Raw genomic sequence first — 18,561 nt, forward strand, 5'->3', positions numbered from 1 at the left:
CAATTCTGTTAAAAGATTATCACAATAGATTGTCCTTAGCAACAATTATTCAAGAAATAATGGGAATCTTTTCTTATTTACGATAAAAATTGACTAAATTCACCTTATTTTCATGATTTTCACCTTAAATACAATCTATCACTTTATCACCGATCCTACAAAAAAAGCATCATTTTATTTAACAGTTACTCTACCTTACTTCCCAAACATACATTTCCCTAAACATTTTTTCTAGATAATATTTAAAGAAATCTCCAACATTGAGTCAATTTAACGGCATCTTTACTATTACCCTGTATAGTAGAAATACTTTTTATGGGCCTCTGTAAATTAGAGTAGCTTGAGGATGCACCCTCTCAAAAGGGATGGGAAACACAAAAAGACTCCCTGTGAGGAGAGTCTTTTTGTGTTTCTTGTTATCTTATAAGATAATGGCGATTAATCCACCAGAACCTTCATTAATGATTCTTTCTAACGTATCTTTCAACTTATATCTAGCATTCTCCGGCATTAATGATAACTTTGCCTGTATGCCTTCTCTAACAATTGAGCTTAAGCTTCGGCCGAATATATCTGAATTCCAAATGGATAGTGGGTCATCTTCGAAATCTTGCATTAAATAGCGAACCAGCTCTTCACTTTGTTTTTCAGTACCTATGATCGGTTCAAATTTTGATTGTACATCTACCTTTATCATGTGAATAGAAGGAGCTACAGCTTTTAAACTGACCCCAAATCTTGCTCCTTGTCTTATGATTTCAGGTTCATCTAAGCTCATATCATTAAGTGACGGTGCGGCAATACCATAACCCGTTTGCTTAACCATTCTTAGAGCATCAGAGATTTGGTCATATTCAGCCTTGGCATGAGCAAAGTCTTGCATTAATTCTAATAAGTGATCTTTCCCACGAATTTCTACCCCTACAATCTCTTTTAATACTTCATCGTATAGTTCATCCGGAGCATATAAATCAATTTCTGCTATACCTTGCCCCATATCAATTCCTGCCAGTCCTGCCCTTTCGATGTGATCAAACTCACTAAAGTAATGTACAACTCGATCGACATCTCTTAATCGTTTAATATCCTTTACTGTTTCCTTCACTGCTTCTTGATAATTTTGACGTAACCAATGCTCTTCTTTCAGCACCATAACCCAACTAGGAAGGTTTACATTCACTTCCAGCACCGGGAATTCAAATAATGCTTCTCGAAGTACATTTAATACATCTGAATCTCTCATACTTTCAACACTCATAGCAAGAACAGGAATATCATATTTATCCTGGAGCTTCACTCTTAGGTCTTCCGTTTCAGGGGCATGGGGCCTAGCTGAGTTAATCACCATAATAAATGGTTTTCCTACTTCTTTTAACTCTTCAATTACACGTTCTTCTGCCTGAATATAGTCTCCTCTTCCGATTTCCCCAATAGAACCATCAGTGGTCACGACTACACCAATCGTAGAGTGTTCCTGGATAACTTTTCGAGTACCAATTTCAGCTGCCTCGTGAAACGGTATAGGCTCTTCGTACCAAGGTGTATTAATCATTCTAGGACCATTCTCATCCTCATATCCTTTAGCTCCTGGTACAGTATAACCTACACAGTCCACCAATCTCACATTAACCTCTAGGCCTTCATCTACATGAACTGAGATGGCTTGATTCGGTACAAACTTTGGTTCTGTTGTCATAATGGTTCTTCCAGCTGCACTCTGAGGAAGCTCATCCTGTGCTCTAGCTCTCTCTGACTCACTAGCAATATTAGGAAGGACTACTAATTCCATGAACTTTTTTATGAAAGTAGATTTCCCCGTTCGTACTGCTCCTACCACACCTAAATAGATATCTCCGCCAGTTCTTTCGGCAATGTCCTTAAATAGATCGACTCTTTCCAAGAGATTCCCTCCCATCTTATATTCCAGGGATGTTTCATCCGTGTATTCTGTCTCACATTCTATATTTATGATGTTGTCCTAATGACTTATGACTATTAATATGTTTTTTTTACCTCCTTATGATAAAAAAATGAAATTTATTATGTCTTAGCATTTATGATCATTTGTATTAAAGTAAACCCTTTATAAAAAATGACATAAAAATAATAACCCTTCCCCTACAATATATTTTGTAAGAAAAGGGTTATGCCTATTTTGTCATAAAGACAGGTTCAGATTTTTCATTAATGGTATATGGTAAAGAATATGCTGGTACAAAAACAGAGTCTTTCGTGAGTAATCCCCTAATATCTTCGCCTGGTTCGGGCATATTTTCTGCTGTTTGAATTTTTTCATATAAGTCCATAGAGTAGTCAACAAAAATATCCCCGTTACCATTGATGACTAAGGGAAGATTTTTATTAGAATAAGGGCTATTGACGTACACTTCTCCATCATATCCTAACTCCTTGTAATTCAGAGTATATACATTTTTAGATATTTCTTCTTTAAATGGAGGGTATCCTTGTGCCTGTATTCTAATTCTTACTTCTCTTATCTTTTCAGCCATACGCAAATCGAAAATGTTTACTGTGGGGTTTTCCTCTACATCTGTTAGAACGTATTGAAAGACACCACCGTTTTCAAATGCGTTTCCAGGAATTTCTGCCAGAAATTGAGGACTAAGCTTTCTGAAGTCTATGGGATACTTTTGATAGATAGGAGTGTCTTGATCTTTTGTTTTTATAGGAAGTAATCCATTATTGTTATTTTTGTACTGATCCACTGCTTCCTGAACAGTTTTCACCTGAGTATCGTAAGGAATTTGATTCTGATTTAGTTTTTGCTCAGGGTATAAGCATCCAGACAGTATCGTCATTGTTGAAATAAGAAGTATTGCCATTAATCCAAAGCGCTTCAATCTAAAACGTCCTTTCACTTGTAGAGCCTCTTTAATTGGTAGGCCCACTAAATACAATATAGATCATCATCAAACCACCGGCAATCATTAATATGTACGCCACGAAAGCAGTGATAAATCGTAAAAATTTTTGTTTGATTTTATATCGACTGAAATAAATGGTTAAAATCGCAAAGAACATGAACCCCATAGAACCAAATGAGATCCACATTTTCATCATCGAATTCAAGAAACATCCCTCCTGTTATCGAATGTATTATATCATAAGTTTTTTCTAAAAGAATAGGGAAGATTCTTTGTTCAATAAAATGTTATAAACTGCAAATAACAGCTACATAAAGGCACTATTCACAAAGGTTGTTGTCTTTTTAATAAGAGTTCAGTCAATGGCTTTGTCAACAAGGTTTGCTTAAATGATGAAGCACACCGACGAGGATGCTCACCGCATTCCCTACTGCAAGCGAAGGTCAACTTCTCCTATACAAGGTAGCAACAAGCTTCAAGAAATGAACCTACATAAAAGAAGAGCACTCACCTGTTTTAATACCAACTTTACAAGTTGGTTTTAAAACAGGTGAGATGCTCATAAATGAGACCTACCCATCTATAGGCAAAGCTGTATATATTCATCACAGTGTATGCAACAGAGCTGCTATCCGCATCCTCGAATGCCTATAATAGATGGATTTTATTCTTCTTCTATGAAACGTTCACCTAATATATTCACCAGGTCTTCCATTTCATTGGTTTTAACACGTGCCATTAAATGATCAACGGCTTCTTTTGCTTCTACATTATTAAATAACACTTCATACAAAGCATCCGTAATCGGCATTTTCACTTCATATTTCTCAGCCAGCTGATGAGCTGCTTTTGTTGTGCGAACACCCTCTACAACCATTCCCATGTTATCGAGCACCTCTTCAAGATTACGACCTTTACCAAGCATATTACCTGCTCTCCAGTTTCTTGAATGAACACTTGTACAAGTAACAATAAGGTCGCCTATTCCTGTTAACCCTGAGAAGGTAAGAGGATTTGCCCCCATTTTAGTTCCTAAACGAGCGATTTCTGCTAGACCTCTAGTTATAAGGGCAGCTTTTGCATTATCGCCATAACCAAGTCCATCAGTTATTCCCGCAGCTAGAGCAATAATATTTTTTAAAGCTCCGCCAATCTCTACCCCAAGTAAATCAGGATTCGTGTAAACTCTAAAGTTTTGATTCATAAACATATCCTGAACCGACTCAGCAGCCTTCATATCCTTCGAGGATACCGTTACAGTAGTTGGGTGTCTCAAGCTCACTTCCTCCGCATGACTTGGTCCTGAAAGCACAACAACTGCATGTAAGTTTTTTGACTCCATCTCATCTTCAATCATTTCAGATATTCTTAATAGAGAATCCGGTTCAATTCCTTTACTAACATGAACAATGGTTAAAGGAGTACTTTGAACTTCTTGTATTTGACGTAATACTGGTCGAATTGCTTTCGTTGGAACAGCTAGAATAATGGTATCGATTTCCTCAATAGATTGTTGAAGGTTAGAATACCCAATAATAGACTCTGGGAGTTCCACTTCTTTTAAATACTTTTGATTTGTATGGTGTTGGTTAATTTCATTGATTTGATCTTCTTTATGACCCCATAACCTTACCTCAAGCCCATTATCTGCAAGGACCATTGAAAGTGCTGTCCCCCAACTACCTGCTCCAATTACCGTAATCTTTTGGGATTTTTTCAACATTTCACACCTACCTAATTATTTTCTAGCACGAGCGATAATACGAATAGGAGTACCTTCAAATCCAAATGCATCACGTATTCTATTTTCTAAGAAACGCTCATACGAAAAGTGCATTAATTCTGGATCATTTACAAATACAACAAAGGTTGGCGGCTTAACAGCAACCTGTGTAGCGTAATAAATTCTTAACCTCTTACCATTATCTGTTGGAGTAGGATTCATGGCAACTGCATCCATCACTACTTCATTTAGTACACTGGATTGAACACGTAATGCATGATTTTCACTAGCTATATTAATGACTGGCAGTAATGTGTGAATTCTCTTTTTCGTTATTGCTGAAAGAAATACGATGGGAGCATAGTCTAAAAATTGAAAATGGTCACGAATGTTCTGTTCCCATTTATTCATGGTTTTTTCATCTTTTTCAACAGCGTCCCATTTATTCACTACGATCACTACTGCTCGACCAGCCTCATGAGCGTATCCAGCAATTTTCTTATCTTGTTCAATAATTCCCTCTTCCCCATCAATAACCACTAAGACGACGTCTGAGCGTTCAATGGCTCTAAGGGCTCTAAGTACACTATATTTCTCCGTTGTTTCGTATACTTTTCCCCTTTTTCTCATACCTGCAGTATCAATAATGACATAATCTTGTCCTTCAAAGGAGTAAGATGAATCCACTGCATCTCTTGTTGTACCTGCTACATTACTTACGATAACTCTATCTTCACCCAGTAATGCGTTAACGAGTGAAGACTTTCCTACGTTTGGTCGACCGATGAGAGAGAACTTAATAACATCTTCAGCATAATCGTCTTCTTCATCCTTTTTAAAATGTCTAACCACGTCATCTAGCAGATCTCCTAAACCAAGCCCGTGAGATCCCGAAATTGGGTATGGTTCTCCAAAACCTAATGAGTAAAAGTCATAAATCATTTCTCTCATTTCAGGATTATCCACTTTATTAACGCCTAACACTACCGGTTTTTTTGATCTGTATAAAATTTTAGCAACAATCTCGTCTGCAGCAGTGACACCTTCACGACCATTCGTTAAGAATACAATGACGTCTGCTTCATCGATGGCAATTTCTGCCTGCTGTCTAATTTGATCTAAAAATGGTTCATTACCTAATTCTATACCACCTGTGTCGATCATATTAAACTCATGCGTTAACCATTCAGCTGAACTATATATTCGATCTCTTGTAACTCCTGGAACATCTTCAACTATTGATATTCTTTCTCCAACAATTCTATTAAAAATCGTGGACTTTCCTACGTTTGGACGCCCTACGATGGCTACGACTGGTTTTGACACGTTTTTCACCCTTTCTGTAAGAAACTTTTTACTTTTCTTACATTTCCTCTTTTAAGCCTTTTCAATTCTTGATGTCAAGTACTATGAATAAGAAAGACTGGCCCTTAAGGTCTTATTTCCTTATGGGACAGTCCCCTAACTTTACTATTTTATCAATAAAAGAATAATCTAGCAATCAATGTTTCACAATGATAAACAGTCCTTCATCTAATTCATGGGCAATACCATCTAAAATGGCTTCTAAATTAGCACATATCTTTTGTAATTCCGAATCACTTTTACAATGAAATACGGCAGTCCCACTTGGTACTCTTTCAGGTGAAGTAGTAACAGCTGCAAGAATGAATTTCTGGATTGTTGTGCTCATTCTAACTTACTCCCCTTCTTATTAGCTTTTGATTCTGAAGGCATTCTAATCGCATTCTCCAATGTAGGCACTTGACCTAAAATGGCAATGGCTTTTTCGATATCCTTCCTTTGTGGAAGGACAAATACACCAATGCGACCATCATCTAGATCTCTTTTAGCGAGAGGAGTTAGAGCTGGAGTTCCTGAATCTTTAAAAATGCCTAAGGATGTGGAAATGTCATGAAGAATGGCCTGTCGTTGCCCCAGGTTTGCGATAGTAGACCTTGCATCAAATGATTTAGGAGAAAGAACAAAGCCCATACCATACTTTAAAATCTCTTCTTGTCTGACTTTCAAACCGATATTCATAATATAGATATTATCGACATAAAGCCCTGCCCCATCAAAATGAGGCTCAACATACTCAATATCGACTATGTCCTGAAGTCGACCACCAGCCATTAATTTATGAGAAATGAGCATAGAGATAAGCCCAATGACTAAGGCAACATAAAAATTGAAAACAATAAAAGCAATAGTCGCAAGGAGCGAAGAAAAAATGACCAAATAATTTCGACTTTCAAATGCAATGGCTATCCCTTCTATGTAAGTTGCGCCTCTTGGAACAAGCTCATAAGCATCTAGTTCTGTTAACGTATTCCTTTCCATATTTCGAACATCACGAAATTGAGAAGCTGCAACAGTCAAAAACGTAATCGCTGTGAAATTCTCTTCCAATAATGCGGGTATTGCAATCGTACCTAATCCAGCAGCGATAAACCCTAATGCGATGTGTATTATTTTACCATGTAAGTAAGTAGGGTATTGGCGATAATCTGTGCGAAGCATATAAATTCTAGTTAACGTTCCCACCATCACACCAAAAATAACCGGGTACACATATTCATTCATATATTATTCATTTCCCCTTTGGTTTGTAATTTCATATTGACCACATGGTTGATATCATTCAATACCTTAATGACAATAAGAGTGAAAAGAGAAATTGTTAGAGAATCTAAAAAATTCCCATTACCTACTGAATATAAAAAACCAATTTTATTTAACGAAAAACACAAGAGAAAATCACCGGCAATACAGCCTAACACGACAGCACTCACTCTGTATTTCATTGAATGAGACGGATAAAAAAGAAAACTTAATATTACAGAAGAAAAGGCTACAACTATTCCAGTATCCAAAAACATTAAAATAGGATCGTAAATGGATATGAGTCCTAAACCTGAGTTAGTCAGTCCGATTGTTAATAAGGTGATAAACAAATATAATTTATCTCTTACTCTCAGCGAACGTATATAAATAAAACAACCAATAATTATCACAAGTACAGGTACTGCTATTCTCATTGAATATATCGTTACACCATATGGAAAAACGATGATTAACACCAGGCTTAAAAATGAAATATAAAATCTAAACGTGTCTTTTTTACTCATAATAAAGGTTGAGTATGTCCAACATCCCCAAAGGAACCATAAATAGTAAATTCCATCCACATTGTTTCACTCCCTCTTATTATCTACATTATGGAAAATCTTTATGTATCTCATTCATGCATGAATAAAAAACTTATAGAAAAAATAAAGGAAGGAGGTGTTGATAATGGGTAAAGATCGACAAGAAAAGAAATTAAAACAAAGCAAACAGGTGGAATCTGATCGAGATCAAGCTTTGCATTATAAAGGATCAACAGGGCTACAAAGCCCGGAAGAAGCAAGAAACAAACAAAGATAAGGTAGGATTAACTCTTCATGCGATGGGTATGAATTTGCGAGAATAAATAAGTGAAGTCCACTTCCTTAAGGGGGAGTGGATTATTTTGTTTGGTTCGAGGAACAATTACTGGATGTGAATGGTTTGGTTTGATTTGATGATGATGCATGCTTTGGTGATGAGTGATCATTCTTTTTGTAGATTTTGTACTTATCTCTATATGTATCAGCATCATTAAATTAGAAAGCAATAAAAAAGACGAATTCTATAAGAATTCGTCTCCTTAAAAGATATGAAATTTTTTAAAAATCATTGTTTATTACGATTGCTGAGCTCTTTAGGATTCAAGCCTCTTAGCTCCAACCAATGATAGACATTTCCTGACAATACCACTGGTACATGATGAAGCTCGCTCAGATTTTTGCAACCTAAAGCGCACATTAAAAATTTAAGATCTGATTGAATTTCGTTTACTTCTTCAATTGTACTATCCAGTCCAGAATCAAGAAGTGTTTTCAAGATAACTCCTGCCATCCCCACGGCCGAAGCACCTAAGCTTAAGGATTTCACAATGTCTAAGCTGCTTTGAACACCTCCAGAAGCAAGGATTGGCAAGGAGGTGGAAGAATGACATTCAACGATGGATACTGCTGTTGGGATTCCCCAATCATCAAAAAATCCTAACATCCTGCTTCTTCGTTTATTCTCAATTTTAGAGAAGTTCGTTCCCCCAAATCCACCAACATCAATTGCTGCAATATTCGAATGTGATAGAGATGCGGCCACTTCCTTGCTAATTCCAAAGCCTGTTTCCTTAACGATGACAGGAACGGATATCCCATTAGCAATTTGTTGAATCCTTTCCAAAGCACCCCTAAAATTACGATCCCCTTCTGGCATCGTTAATTCTTGAATCACATTAAGGTGAATTTGCAAGGCATTTGCTTCTATCATTTCAACAGCATCTTTTGCTTGCTGAACAGTTGCCTCACTTCCAAGGTTTCCAAAAACGATTCCGTTCTGATTCGTTTTTCTAACCACTTCATATGTATGACGCTCATTTGAATCCTTCAATGCAGACATTTGAGAACCAACCGCAATGGCCATACCTGTTTCTCTTGCCAATATAGCCAGTTCTTCATTTATTTTAGAAGTGGATTTTCCACCGCCACCAGTCATAGCATTGATAAAAATTGGCGAACTCCAATTAAGTTCGCCAATTTGAGTATGCAGATTAACATCATCTACCGCTATATTAGGTAAGCTATGGTGGACAAAAGTAACATCATCAAAACCCGTTTTTCGTTGTTGACCTGTTGATAGTGCATAGTTAATGTGGTCTTGTTTTCTTTGAGCTCTCGTCACTGTCCATCACCATCATTTAAGATCTTTTAGTTTGTCTCCGATCATTTCACCTAACTGGAATCCAGTGTTTTCTTCTGGCATTTCGTAGTCGGTCACTTCTTCTTCCTTTTCTTCCAGAGCTTTTATACTTAAGGATAAGCGTTGTTCGTCTTCGTTGACATCCAATACTTTTACTTTTACCTCTTGGTTCTCTTTTAATACTTCATGAGGGGTACCAATATGGCTATGGGATATTTGTGAGATATGAACGAGTCCTTCTACTCCTGGAAGAACTTCAACAAATGCACCATAGGACACTAAACGTTTTACAACTCCATCAAGCACGCTTCCCTTTGGAGCCTTTTCTGAAATATTGCTCCAAGGTCCAGGTAAAGTTTCTTTAATAGATAGAGAAATTCTTTCATTATCTCGATCAACACTAAGGACTTTGACATTTACTTTTTGTCCTTCTGTTACGACATCTGAAGGTTTCTCAACATGCTCATGAGAAAGTTGTGAGATGTGAACTAAACCATCTACTCCTCCGATATCTACAAATGCTCCAAAATCGGTAATACGCTGAACTGTACCCTCAAGGACAGCCCCTGACTTTATATCTGTTAATAACTTTTTCTTTTGTTGTTGTTTTTCCGCCTCTACAACTGCTCGGTGAGATAAAATAAGTCGATTTTTCTCTTGGTCTAATTCGACAATCTTAAAGCTTAAAGATTTATCTTTATAATCAGAGAAATCTTCAACATAGTAGTCTTCTACTAAGGAAGCAGGAACAAATCCTCTAACCCCAAGATCTACAACTAATCCACCTTTTACAACATCTTTTACTTCTGCTTCAAAAATGTCTCCATTTTCAAAACGGACTTTCATTTCTTCCCATGCTTTTTCAGCATCTACTTTACGTTTTGAAAGAACCAATAGCTCTTCTTCCACTTTCGTCACGATTAACTCAAGTACATCTCCTTCACTGACTACATCAGAAGCTTTTTCAATATGAAGGCTTGAGAGTTCACTAATTGGAATGATGCCATCCACTTTGCTATCTTGAACATCAACAAGGACTTGTTTCTCTTCGACCTTAGTGACTGTTCCTTTAACTTTTTCACCAATTTCGAGATTTTTCACTTCAATTCCATTCATGTCTTCCATTATGTACTCCTCCTTAATCCATGACTACAAAAATTTTAAATCCATAAATCGAAAATTTATAATATTCTTTCTACTAACTTCTAATAAATAAAGCTTTTTGTCAAGCAAGAAAGCTCATATTAAACATGCTCATTTATTAGTTTTTCAATTTCACCCATGATAATTTCAGTTGTTTTTTCTGCATTTAACTTCTGTTCTCTTACTTCATCCATGGGAATAGGGGGACCGTAAACAACCTTTAGTTTTTTAAATGGCTTGTAAGGTCCAATAATGGCACAAGGAACAACATAAGCATTGGATCGAAGAGCAAAAAATCCTGCACCGGCTAATCCCTTTCCAATCTTCCCTGTTTTACTTCTAGTACCCTCTGGAAACAGTCCCAAAACATCACCCTGTTTAAGGACGTTCAATCCCTTACGCAGGGCCTCTCGATCACTCATTCCCCTTTTAACTGGAAAAGCGCGAAGTCCAGGCAGAATCTTACCAAGTACTGGTGCACTAAATATCTCTTCTTTCGCCATAAAAGAAACAGGTCTTGGAGCAGTAATACCTACTACTGGAGGGTCTAAATTATCAATGTGATTTGCACATAATAAAACCCCACCGTCTTTAGGAAAATGCTCTAAACCAACAACTTCTATTCGATAAAGGGGGGTAAGAACCGTTTTTACTAAGCTTTTAGCAAAGGAATACAAGTTCACGTTAACCCTTCCTTTCTACTAGCAACATAATTTGGCTCACTACTTCTGAAATCGACAAGGATGTGGTATCAATCTCAATGGCATCTATTGCTTTTTTCAAAGGGGCCACTTCTCTTTCAGAATCAATCTTATCTCTTAGTGCAATCTCTTTCTTGAGTTGTTCTAAGTCTGATGGGTACCCTTTAGTAACATTTTCTTCATGTCTTCTTTGAGCTCGTTCATCAACACTGGCTAGTAGAAAGACTTTGATTTCAGCATCAGGTATAACATGGGTACCTATATCTCTTCCATCCATTACAACAGCTCCTTCTCTTGCTAACTGTTGTTGTCTATGAACCATTTCCTCTCTCACTAAAGAATGGACTGCAATATGAGATACAGAGTTGGTAACAGAAGATTGACGAATCTCATCTGTTACATTTTCTCCATCTACATATACTAACTGTCCATTTTCTGATGGTTCCAATTCAATTGTTGTATTTGCTAACAACTTCGTTAGCTCCTGTTCATTATGAACGTCTACATTCATTTTCAAAGCTTTATATGTTAGGGAACGATACATCGCTCCAGTATCTATATAAAGATAAGATAATTTCTCTGCTACAATTTTTGCCACTGTACTTTTACCTGCAGCAGCAGGGCCGTCTATTGCGATTCTTAATTTTTCCAAAAAATCCACCTACTTATATTCCTAATTATTTCTCCATTATTTTAACATAAATCAAAAAGAACGTTTAAAAAATCTTTATTCTAAAAACTTTGTTAAACATTGCAAGCGATTTCCTTTCAATCAACTAATGTAAAAAATCACATAGCAAACCTATAAAAAAAGCAGGTCTAATCACCCGCTTTTCCCTTTGATAATGTTTCAACAATATCACTATATTCCATTTTTTCTACCCCTTCATAAAATATTATTTTATGAAATACAGGAAGGAAATTGAACTCATGAAATAGCACTTGAATTCCCAATAATAAAATAAAATGAATAATCGCTAGTTTAATAAGGATACGTTCTACCAATTTCATCTGCTCACCCTTTTTCTTTACATAGAAAAAGTATGTGTCAATTTACTGTTTTTATTCAAGAAGTCCCTTTTTCCTTAACTCTAATTGTCTTTCGAAGCAATATCTAAGGATAAGCTGTCGTTGACTTTCCGTTAGTTTGTCAAACTCAATACTTGCAATACTTCTTGCATCTTTCTCCCATACACGAATCACTCTTCCTTCTATTTCAGCGTAATGACATTCACCATTTTGCATTGGAAGTACTATGATCGTCGTCAGTTTTGTTCCACCCTCAATCTTCATTTCCTTATTCACTATGGCAGCACAGCCTCCTGCACTAATGTCTTCGGTGATGGTGGGGTGATATTGGTTATTAAATTTCAACGAAATATCAGCGTTGGCATCTACACGTACAAATTGCCTGCGTTGAATTTTTACTAATTCGTTTTCGCCAGGATAATGGATGTGAATCATCGGAATCTTTGATAGTTTCCTCCCAAGAACCTCCGTTTCAAACATAAGTACTGTCTGATCATTGTAGATAAAACTGGCTTTAAGCTGAGTGCCATCTATTAAAAAAACAGTCTTTTCTGTTTTTGTATGGATCGGATAATCAATATAGATACCATTTTGCCCTAACTCCACCACTCTACATTTATATTTTTCAAATTTCTCATTATGTAAAGGCTCTAATTGCAACGTCATTCCAGCTTTAATCATAGTCCAAAACTCTCACTTTCTTACTTCCATTATGTGTACCCTTATTATGGCATGTGACAATCTACCTTTCCATACTTTTTTATACATTTTCATTCTTTTCTGAATTTAAACAACAAATGAGGGACGGACCTCCAAATGGAGGTCCGTCCCTCATAAAATAATTATACTACTTCTTCATATATTGGTTCTGCATTTTTAAGTCTTTCTACTTTTTCTTCTTCTCCGGTTTTTGCATTTATAAAGATTCGATACGTATCTTTACCTAGCATACCCAGGAACTCAAAACAGAGTACTTCTTCATTTAAGTCATTTACGATGACAGCCTTTCTCTCTTCCATGACTTTAAGATTTGGGTTTGTTGTGGCTCTTGCTTCTTCTTTGGTAATGGAAGGCTTCGGCAATTCTCGTTCATGATTATTTTTCAAATATTCTTCTGCAGCAAATCCAATGATTTGTCCGTTGTCTAAAGCTACTTTTATTTTCACAGAATCAGGATATATCCTTGTTTCATCTACAATCGTTACATACGTGAAGATTCCAATATTATTATATTGAGCACTTTCAAACAGCTCTAATTTCTCAAATTTATTTTCTTTTAAAAATTGAGTAGCTTTCTCAGCAGCTTTATTTAAACTAATTTTCGTATCTTTCACTTCTCGATTATGAATGTACCAAATAGGATATCCTCCCTTTTTAGTTATATCCATACTCGCTTCAGTTTTTCCGTTGCCAATTGACACACTATAAAATTCGTAATTAGAACCTTTTCCACTTTTAGCTACCTTGGCATTCTTGGTTTCCTTCAAACCTGAATATTTTCTTAACACTTCAACGGCTTCTTTTTTAGAAATTGCTTTACCTTGTAGCTTTTTGAAATTATCATCTTTTTTCTCTGTATTTACAAAAGTGGTGTTTCCGAAATTTGCTTCATCGTATCCAGAGACATTTTTTTCAACCGTCTTAAATCCATCAATGATTGTATTGTCTGACTGCTCTTTTCCTGATGCTAGAGCCAGTTCCACGTCCATCCATCTTAAGTTATTCTTAATAACTAAATATTGAACCCTTCTTAACTCTTTCTGTATATCGGCACTTTGTTTATATAATCCTTCTAATGATTTGTATTCTTTTTCAGATAGTGGATTTTTATCAAGGTCCCTCACGGCTACTCGGTAGCTGAAATCTCCGATATTGCTTAAAAACTCCTCCGTTTTATTAAATGGTAAAAGGGTCAAAGGAAGTTGACCAACGTCACTATGAGCTTGGGAAGTCAGTCTCCATACATCTGCAAGAGCAGGAGATAGAGATTTCCGTGAGTTCATTGCTAAAGTCGAACCTATTTTATCGTGGAGAAGATCCATCTGGTAAGTTAATTCATGAAACGCACGCTGGTAATTATTTTCAGCATTTATTAATACCGCATTTTTCTCCTGGTGTTCTTGATACCCCCAAAAGGCTGTACCTGCAACGCCCAGAACGAGTACAGTGATTAGAATTACACGTAGCACTTTACTTCACCTCATTAATTACAGAATATGTGCTTTCCTATTTTCTTTATTTGTGGACGGGACCAAATCCATTTACTTGTAGCTGTTGCAGGATTAAAATAATAAATGGCACTAGAGGATGGATCCCAACCATTGATAGCATCCAACACAGCTTCCTTCGCCTTTTCGTTTGGTGTCAGCCAAATTTGCCCATCTGCAACAGCAGTAAACGCACCAGGTTCAAATATTACTCCTGCAGCTGTGTTTGGAAATGCTGAGCTATCTACTCGATTTAAAATAACTGCTGCAACTGCAACTTGACCTTCGTATGGTTCACCTCGTGCTTCACCATAAACAGCATTCGCCATTAATTGGATGTCGTTTTGAGAAAAGCCATTTGGTGTATTCACCGCTGTTGGTTTGGAAGGGGTTTGCTTTTGCTGTTGTTGTGGCTGCTTAGCACTAGTCCCTTTTCCTCCGCCTCCCTCAGCTTGTTTGTTAAGATTAGTACCTCCGTAATGACTAAAGTTTTTCCCTTTTTGGATCTGTTCTTTGACAAATTGTTTATTATACTTTGAAGCTTTCACTAGTTTATTTTTTGTCTCTTGACCTGCTAAACCGTCAATTTCTAGACCAAATTCATATTGGAAGTTTCTTAAAGCCCAATATGTCCCCCAACCAAAGACTCCATCAATATCCCCATTGTAGTACCCTATATACTGTAACCTTGCTTGTAGCTCTATTACATCTTCACCAGTTGCACCATGCTGAATGACTTGGTTTGAAAAAGCGTCTGCCTTCTCTCCTTCTGATGAAATCATTAAAAGAGAACACATAAGCACCATGACGACTGAAGTAATAGATATTTTGAAGCGACTATTCATAATGCTTTAACCTCCATATCTTCAATTAACATTAACTCTAGTTTTTGTAGAGACTCCCATTTTATACAAGCGTTATAAGAAAAAAAGACGTCCTCAATTTGAGAACGTCTTTTATTGAACCTTTTCTTTATATAATTGATTGTTGTATTGTTTTTCTGTTAGTCGATGTGCATGTTTTACTTTTTTCAAACCAAGCCACCATAGAAAGAACATGAAGGGAATCATATAATAGATCCAATTTTTTTCAGCAAGAAAAATATAATTATATGTTCCGTGTAAAAAGATCGGAATAAAAAGGGAAATCAATAACCACTTTCGTTTTTCTTCTTTTAAAGAAAATTTGGCTTTTCCTAAGTAATAACCCATAATAACTCCAAATAAGGCATGACTTGAAACAGGAAGCAATGCTCTACCAAATGCATACTCAACGCCATTTGCTACTAAATATAATATGTTTTCCACTGTAGCAAAGCCTAAAGACACACTTGCACCATAGACAATACCATCATAAGGGTCATTGAAATTAACGTGCTGAAAAATTGCAAACATCAAAATAAACCATTTGAAAAACTCTTCAAGTAATCCTGAGGAAATATATGCATTGGCCAAATTTGATGGAATGAACCCTTCAACTCCCAATACATATTGAAGGAACATAATAGGGAAGGTTATGATAGTTCCATAAATAAATGTCTTAAACACTAATGTAATCGGTTCTGATTCATATTCGTCGCGCAAATAAAAATAACTCAGCAACGCTAATCCTGGTGCTATACCCGCTGATAAAATCACCAGCATAAAAAGTCCTCTTTTCTTTCGGTTTTCTTAATCGTATCATGTTAAAGTAAGATTGGAAATAACATTTTATTTGACAGGAGGAATGCCCATATGAAAAAAAATATTTTAGTAATACATACAGGTGGAACGATTTCTATGATGGAGGATGTTAGTACAGGAGAAGTGATTCCAGGGAAAGAAAATCCTTTATCCGTTCAAACTTCCATTGTTTCAAACTTAGCTAATATCACAGTAGAGGAAGCATTTCACCTACCTTCTCCCCACATTACTGAACAGCATATGTACCAACTTAAAGAACTAATAGAAGAGAAGTACAAGGAAAAGGCGTTTGACGGGGCAGTTATTACACATGGAACAGATACTTTAGAAGAAACAGCTTATTTCTTAGATCTTACCATATCCTTACCTATTTCTATTGTCGTTACAGGGGCCATGAGATCGAGTAACGAAATTGGAGCAGATGGATTGTATAATCTTATATCATCTGTTCGTGTAGCAGCAGATAGTAAATCAAAGAATAAAGGTGTATTAGTTGTATTAAATGATGAAATTCATTCAGCAAAAAACGTAACAAAAACACACACAAGCAACGTTTCTACCTTCCAAAGCCCGCAATATGGACCAATTGGAATTGTTACAAAAAGAGGCGTACTTTTTCACCACCAACCTACTTCCTCTGAGAGCTATCAAGTTTGCGATATCTCAAAACGAGTTACTTTAATCAAAGCATATGCTGGGATGGACTCGGGCCTGTTAATTGCAATTAAGGATTTACAATTTGATGGTGTGATTATAGAGGCACTTGGACAAGGGAATCTTCCACCTGAAGCCGTCCATGGTATAAATGAATTGTTATCTGCAAATATTCCCGTTGTGCTTGTTTCAAGATGCTTTAACGGGATTGTTCAAGATATTTATGGTTATAGTGGTGGAGGAAAACAATTAAAGGAAAAGGGAGTCATTTTTTCTAACGGCCTTAATGGACAGAAAGCCCGTATAAAATTGATGGTTGCTCTTTCTCAAACCAACGATTTCCACGAACTTGAGAAGATATTTAAAAACTAATGACTTTGTTAGATAGGCAACAAAGTTAGCAAAAATATCCTAAAAAAACGACTCGTGAAATCCGCGAGTCGTTTTGTAAATTATAGATATGAAAAATATTCATGAAGTTACTTTATGATCAATCTTTACCTACAATAGAGCTTGCTATTAATCCTCCATGTAATCTCCCGTTTTCAATAAATATTTCATTGGCATTATTTCCTGCTGCTATAACTCCTGCGATGTATACTCCATTCACATTCGTCTCCATAGTGTCAGGATTAAAGGATGGTCTTCCTGTTTCATCATCAATGCTAATTCCCATCTTAGTAAGAAAACCGTGATCTGGATGATACCCTGTCATAGCAAAAACAAAATCATTGTATATCTCCTTTTGTTCTCCTTGAGTATCATAGATTACAGACTGTTCCTTTATTTCTTGAACACACGAATTAAATTCCATATTTATCTCACCACTTCGAACTAATGCATCGAAATTAGGAAGTATCCATGGCTTTACACTTTTTGAGTATTCACTTCCACGATAAATCACCGTTACTCTTGCTCCTGCTTTATTTAATTCTAAGGCAGCATCGACTGCTGAATTCTTTCCACCTATTACAACAACATCGGTGTCAAAAAAGGGATGTGCTTCTTTAAAGTAATGAAATACCTTTTCTTCTTTTTCACCTGGAATGTTCAAGTAATTTGGAGAATCATAATAACCAGTTGCAATGATTACATGTTTCGCTTGGTATGTTTCCTTTGAGGTAGAAATAATAAAACCCTGTTCACTTTTTTCTACGTTTTGAACCAGCTCAAAACGATTAATCCTTAATTTTTTTCTTTTTGCTACCTCACGATAATAAACAAGAGCCTGATTACGACGAGGCTTATGTTCCTCAATAACAAAAGGAACATCACCGATTTCTAATTTCTCACTTGAAGAGAAAAAAGTTTGGTGAGTAGGGTAATGATAAATAGCATTTACAATATTGCCTTTTTCAATAATTAAAGGATCTATTCCTTGATCCTTTAAACTTATAGCAGCTGACAACCCACAAGGGCCTCCACCTACAATAATACAATCTTCAGTTTTCAAATTTGGACACTCCTTCAAATTACTCTATCTGAAAGATGATATAGTTAGTTTTCTTCAGAACTTCGAATTATCTCCCACCAATTATTATGGAATAATTTTAATTATTGGTCAAAAGTAATCCCTTATATAAGCCTCTTTTCGCAAAGATTGTTGTATTATAACATAATTTCACCTAAGGCTCTGTCAACGCTCCGTTTTCAGCCGACGTCAGCAGAGGATACTCTGCGCCCATGAACTGGGAAGTGAGCATCTTCTGAAATAAAAGTAACAAAGTTTACGAAAAGAGCCTAAAA

20 protein-coding genes are annotated in these 18,561 nt (G+C 36.2%); 2 read left to right on the plus strand and 18 right to left on the minus strand.

What is annotated here, in order from left to right; all coding sequences use genetic code 11:
• Positions 1 to 421: 421 nt before the first annotated feature.
• The 8 genes from spoIVA to IQI_RS04145 form a co-directional block, all read right to left on the minus strand.
• A complete protein-coding gene (spoIVA, locus tag IQI_RS04110) occupies positions 422 to 1,900 on the minus strand; it encodes a stage IV sporulation protein A (RefSeq protein WP_064091020.1) in 1,479 nt (492 codons plus the stop codon).
• 250 nt (positions 1,901 to 2,150) lie between these two features.
• Positions 2,151 to 2,843 (minus strand): hypothetical protein, encoded by a 693-nt coding sequence (locus IQI_RS04115; protein WP_197489692.1) that lies wholly within the window; start codon positions 2,841 to 2,843, stop codon positions 2,151 to 2,153.
• A 49-nt stretch (positions 2,844 to 2,892) separates the two neighbouring features.
• Positions 2,893 to 3,081 (minus strand): DUF2768 domain-containing protein, encoded by a 189-nt coding sequence (locus IQI_RS04120; RefSeq protein WP_064091063.1) that lies wholly within the window; start codon positions 3,079 to 3,081, stop codon positions 2,893 to 2,895.
• 468 nt (positions 3,082 to 3,549) lie between these two features.
• Positions 3,550 to 4,608: an NAD(P)H-dependent glycerol-3-phosphate dehydrogenase gene (locus IQI_RS04125; RefSeq protein WP_064091019.1), complete on the minus strand. Its 1,059-nt coding sequence runs from the start codon at positions 4,606 to 4,608 to the stop codon at positions 3,550 to 3,552.
• A 15-nt stretch (positions 4,609 to 4,623) separates the two neighbouring features.
• A complete protein-coding gene (der, locus tag IQI_RS04130; RefSeq protein WP_064091018.1) occupies positions 4,624 to 5,934 on the minus strand; it encodes a ribosome biogenesis GTPase Der in 1,311 nt (436 codons plus the stop codon).
• A gap of 175 nt (positions 5,935 to 6,109) precedes the next feature.
• Positions 6,110 to 6,301, minus strand: coding sequence for a capping complex subunit for YIEGIA (locus tag IQI_RS04135; RefSeq protein ID WP_064091017.1), 192 nt, complete (start codon positions 6,299 to 6,301; stop codon positions 6,110 to 6,112).
• Positions 6,298 to 7,194 (minus strand): YIEGIA family protein, encoded by an 897-nt coding sequence (locus tag IQI_RS04140; protein ID WP_064091016.1) that lies wholly within the window; start codon positions 7,192 to 7,194, stop codon positions 6,298 to 6,300. The genes IQI_RS04135 and IQI_RS04140 overlap by 4 nt, the downstream gene beginning before the upstream one ends.
• Positions 7,191 to 7,799, minus strand: a complete 609-nt coding sequence (locus tag IQI_RS04145) for a YphA family membrane protein (RefSeq protein ID WP_064091015.1) — start codon at positions 7,797 to 7,799, stop codon at positions 7,191 to 7,193. The genes IQI_RS04140 and IQI_RS04145 overlap by 4 nt, the downstream gene beginning before the upstream one ends.
• 106 nt (positions 7,800 to 7,905) lie before the next feature.
• Between IQI_RS04145 and IQI_RS20125 the strand changes: the two genes are divergently transcribed.
• The gene (locus tag IQI_RS20125) at positions 7,906 to 8,037 is read left to right on the plus strand and encodes a YpzI family protein (RefSeq protein ID WP_064498960.1); all 132 of its coding nucleotides are present in this window, start codon (positions 7,906 to 7,908) and stop codon (positions 8,035 to 8,037) included.
• A 288-nt stretch (positions 8,038 to 8,325) separates the two neighbouring features.
• Here IQI_RS20125 and fni read toward each other — a convergent pair whose 3' ends face one another.
• From fni to prsW, 9 genes are all read right to left on the minus strand, one after another.
• Positions 8,326 to 9,381: a type 2 isopentenyl-diphosphate Delta-isomerase gene (gene fni, locus IQI_RS04150; protein ID WP_064091014.1), complete on the minus strand. Its 1,056-nt coding sequence runs from the start codon at positions 9,379 to 9,381 to the stop codon at positions 8,326 to 8,328.
• A gap of 12 nt (positions 9,382 to 9,393) precedes the next feature.
• The gene (gene rpsA / locus IQI_RS04155; RefSeq protein ID WP_064091013.1) at positions 9,394 to 10,527 is read right to left on the minus strand and encodes a 30S ribosomal protein S1; all 1,134 of its coding nucleotides are present in this window, start codon (positions 10,525 to 10,527) and stop codon (positions 9,394 to 9,396) included.
• 116 nt (positions 10,528 to 10,643) lie between these two features.
• Positions 10,644 to 11,225, minus strand: a complete 582-nt coding sequence (locus IQI_RS04160; protein ID WP_064091012.1) for a lysophospholipid acyltransferase family protein — start codon at positions 11,223 to 11,225, stop codon at positions 10,644 to 10,646.
• 1 nt (position 11,226) lies between these two features.
• Positions 11,227 to 11,895 (minus strand): (d)CMP kinase, encoded by a 669-nt coding sequence (gene cmk / locus IQI_RS04165; protein ID WP_064091011.1) that lies wholly within the window; start codon positions 11,893 to 11,895, stop codon positions 11,227 to 11,229.
• Positions 11,896 to 12,062: 167 nt separating this feature from the next.
• Entirely contained in the window at positions 12,063 to 12,254 is a 192-nt protein-coding gene (locus IQI_RS04170) for a YpfB family protein (RefSeq protein WP_064091010.1), read from the minus strand.
• 51 nt (positions 12,255 to 12,305) lie between these two features.
• Complete coding sequence (locus IQI_RS04175; protein ID WP_064091009.1) at positions 12,306 to 12,953, minus strand: flagellar brake protein; 648 nt, start codon at positions 12,951 to 12,953, stop codon at positions 12,306 to 12,308.
• 161 nt (positions 12,954 to 13,114) lie between these two features.
• Positions 13,115 to 14,461 carry a germination protein YpeB gene (ypeB, locus tag IQI_RS04180; RefSeq protein ID WP_064091008.1) on the minus strand — a complete coding sequence of 449 codons (1,347 nt, stop codon included), beginning with the start codon at positions 14,459 to 14,461 and terminating at the stop codon, positions 13,115 to 13,117.
• Between the two features lie 14 nt (positions 14,462 to 14,475).
• Positions 14,476 to 15,285 carry a spore cortex-lytic enzyme gene (gene sleB / locus IQI_RS04185; RefSeq protein ID WP_064091062.1) on the minus strand — a complete coding sequence of 270 codons (810 nt, stop codon included), beginning with the start codon at positions 15,283 to 15,285 and terminating at the stop codon, positions 14,476 to 14,478.
• Positions 15,286 to 15,435: 150 nt separating this feature from the next.
• The gene (prsW, locus tag IQI_RS04190; protein WP_064091007.1) at positions 15,436 to 16,122 is read right to left on the minus strand and encodes a glutamic-type intramembrane protease PrsW; all 687 of its coding nucleotides are present in this window, start codon (positions 16,120 to 16,122) and stop codon (positions 15,436 to 15,438) included.
• Between the two features lie 90 nt (positions 16,123 to 16,212).
• Here prsW and IQI_RS04195 point away from each other — a divergent pair, with 90 nt between their 5' ends.
• Entirely contained in the window at positions 16,213 to 17,187 is a 975-nt protein-coding gene (locus IQI_RS04195) for an asparaginase (RefSeq protein ID WP_064091433.1), read from the plus strand.
• Positions 17,188 to 17,305: 118 nt separating this feature from the next.
• Here IQI_RS04195 and IQI_RS04200 read toward each other — a convergent pair whose 3' ends face one another.
• Positions 17,306 to 18,268 carry a YpdA family putative bacillithiol disulfide reductase gene (locus IQI_RS04200; protein WP_064091006.1) on the minus strand — a complete coding sequence of 321 codons (963 nt, stop codon included), beginning with the start codon at positions 18,266 to 18,268 and terminating at the stop codon, positions 17,306 to 17,308.
• Positions 18,269 to 18,561 lie beyond the last annotated feature (293 nt).

This window comes from Rossellomorea aquimaris TF-12 (genome assembly GCF_001648555.1).
Classification (GTDB): Bacteria; Bacillota; Bacilli; order Bacillales; family Bacillaceae_B; genus Rossellomorea; species Rossellomorea aquimaris.

Bases quoted from the DNA above. Each gene is read 5' to 3' on its own strand.
- IQI_RS04115 (WP_197489692.1), bottom strand. From the start codon at position 2,843: ATGGCAATACTTCTTATTTCAACAATGACGATACTGTCTGGATGCTTA.
- IQI_RS04120 (WP_064091063.1), bottom strand. From the start codon at position 3,081: ATGATGAAAATGTGGATCTCATTTGGTTCTATGGGGTTCATGTTCTTT.
- IQI_RS04125 (WP_064091019.1), bottom strand. From the start codon at position 4,608: ATGTTGAAAAAATCCCAAAAGATTACGGTAATTGGAGCAGGTAGTTGG.
- IQI_RS04135 (WP_064091017.1), bottom strand. From the start codon at position 6,301: ATGAGCACAACAATCCAGAAATTCATTCTTGCAGCTGTTACTACTTCA.
- IQI_RS04140 (WP_064091016.1), bottom strand. From the start codon at position 7,194: ATGAATGAATATGTGTACCCGGTTATTTTTGGTGTGATGGTGGGAACG.
- IQI_RS20125 (WP_064498960.1), top strand. From the start codon at position 7,906: ATGGGTAAAGATCGACAAGAAAAGAAATTAAAACAAAGCAAACAGGTG.
- IQI_RS04170 (WP_064091010.1), bottom strand. From the start codon at position 12,254: ATGAAATTGGTAGAACGTATCCTTATTAAACTAGCGATTATTCATTTT.
- IQI_RS04175 (WP_064091009.1), bottom strand. From the start codon at position 12,953: ATGATTAAAGCTGGAATGACGTTGCAATTAGAGCCTTTACATAATGAG.
- sleB (WP_064091062.1), bottom strand. From the start codon at position 15,285: ATGGTGCTTATGTGTTCTCTTTTAATGATTTCATCAGAAGGAGAGAAG.
- prsW (WP_064091007.1), bottom strand. From the start codon at position 16,122: ATGCTGGTGATTTTATCAGCGGGTATAGCACCAGGATTAGCGTTGCTG.
- IQI_RS04195 (WP_064091433.1), top strand. From the start codon at position 16,213: ATGAAAAAAAATATTTTAGTAATACATACAGGTGGAACGATTTCTATG.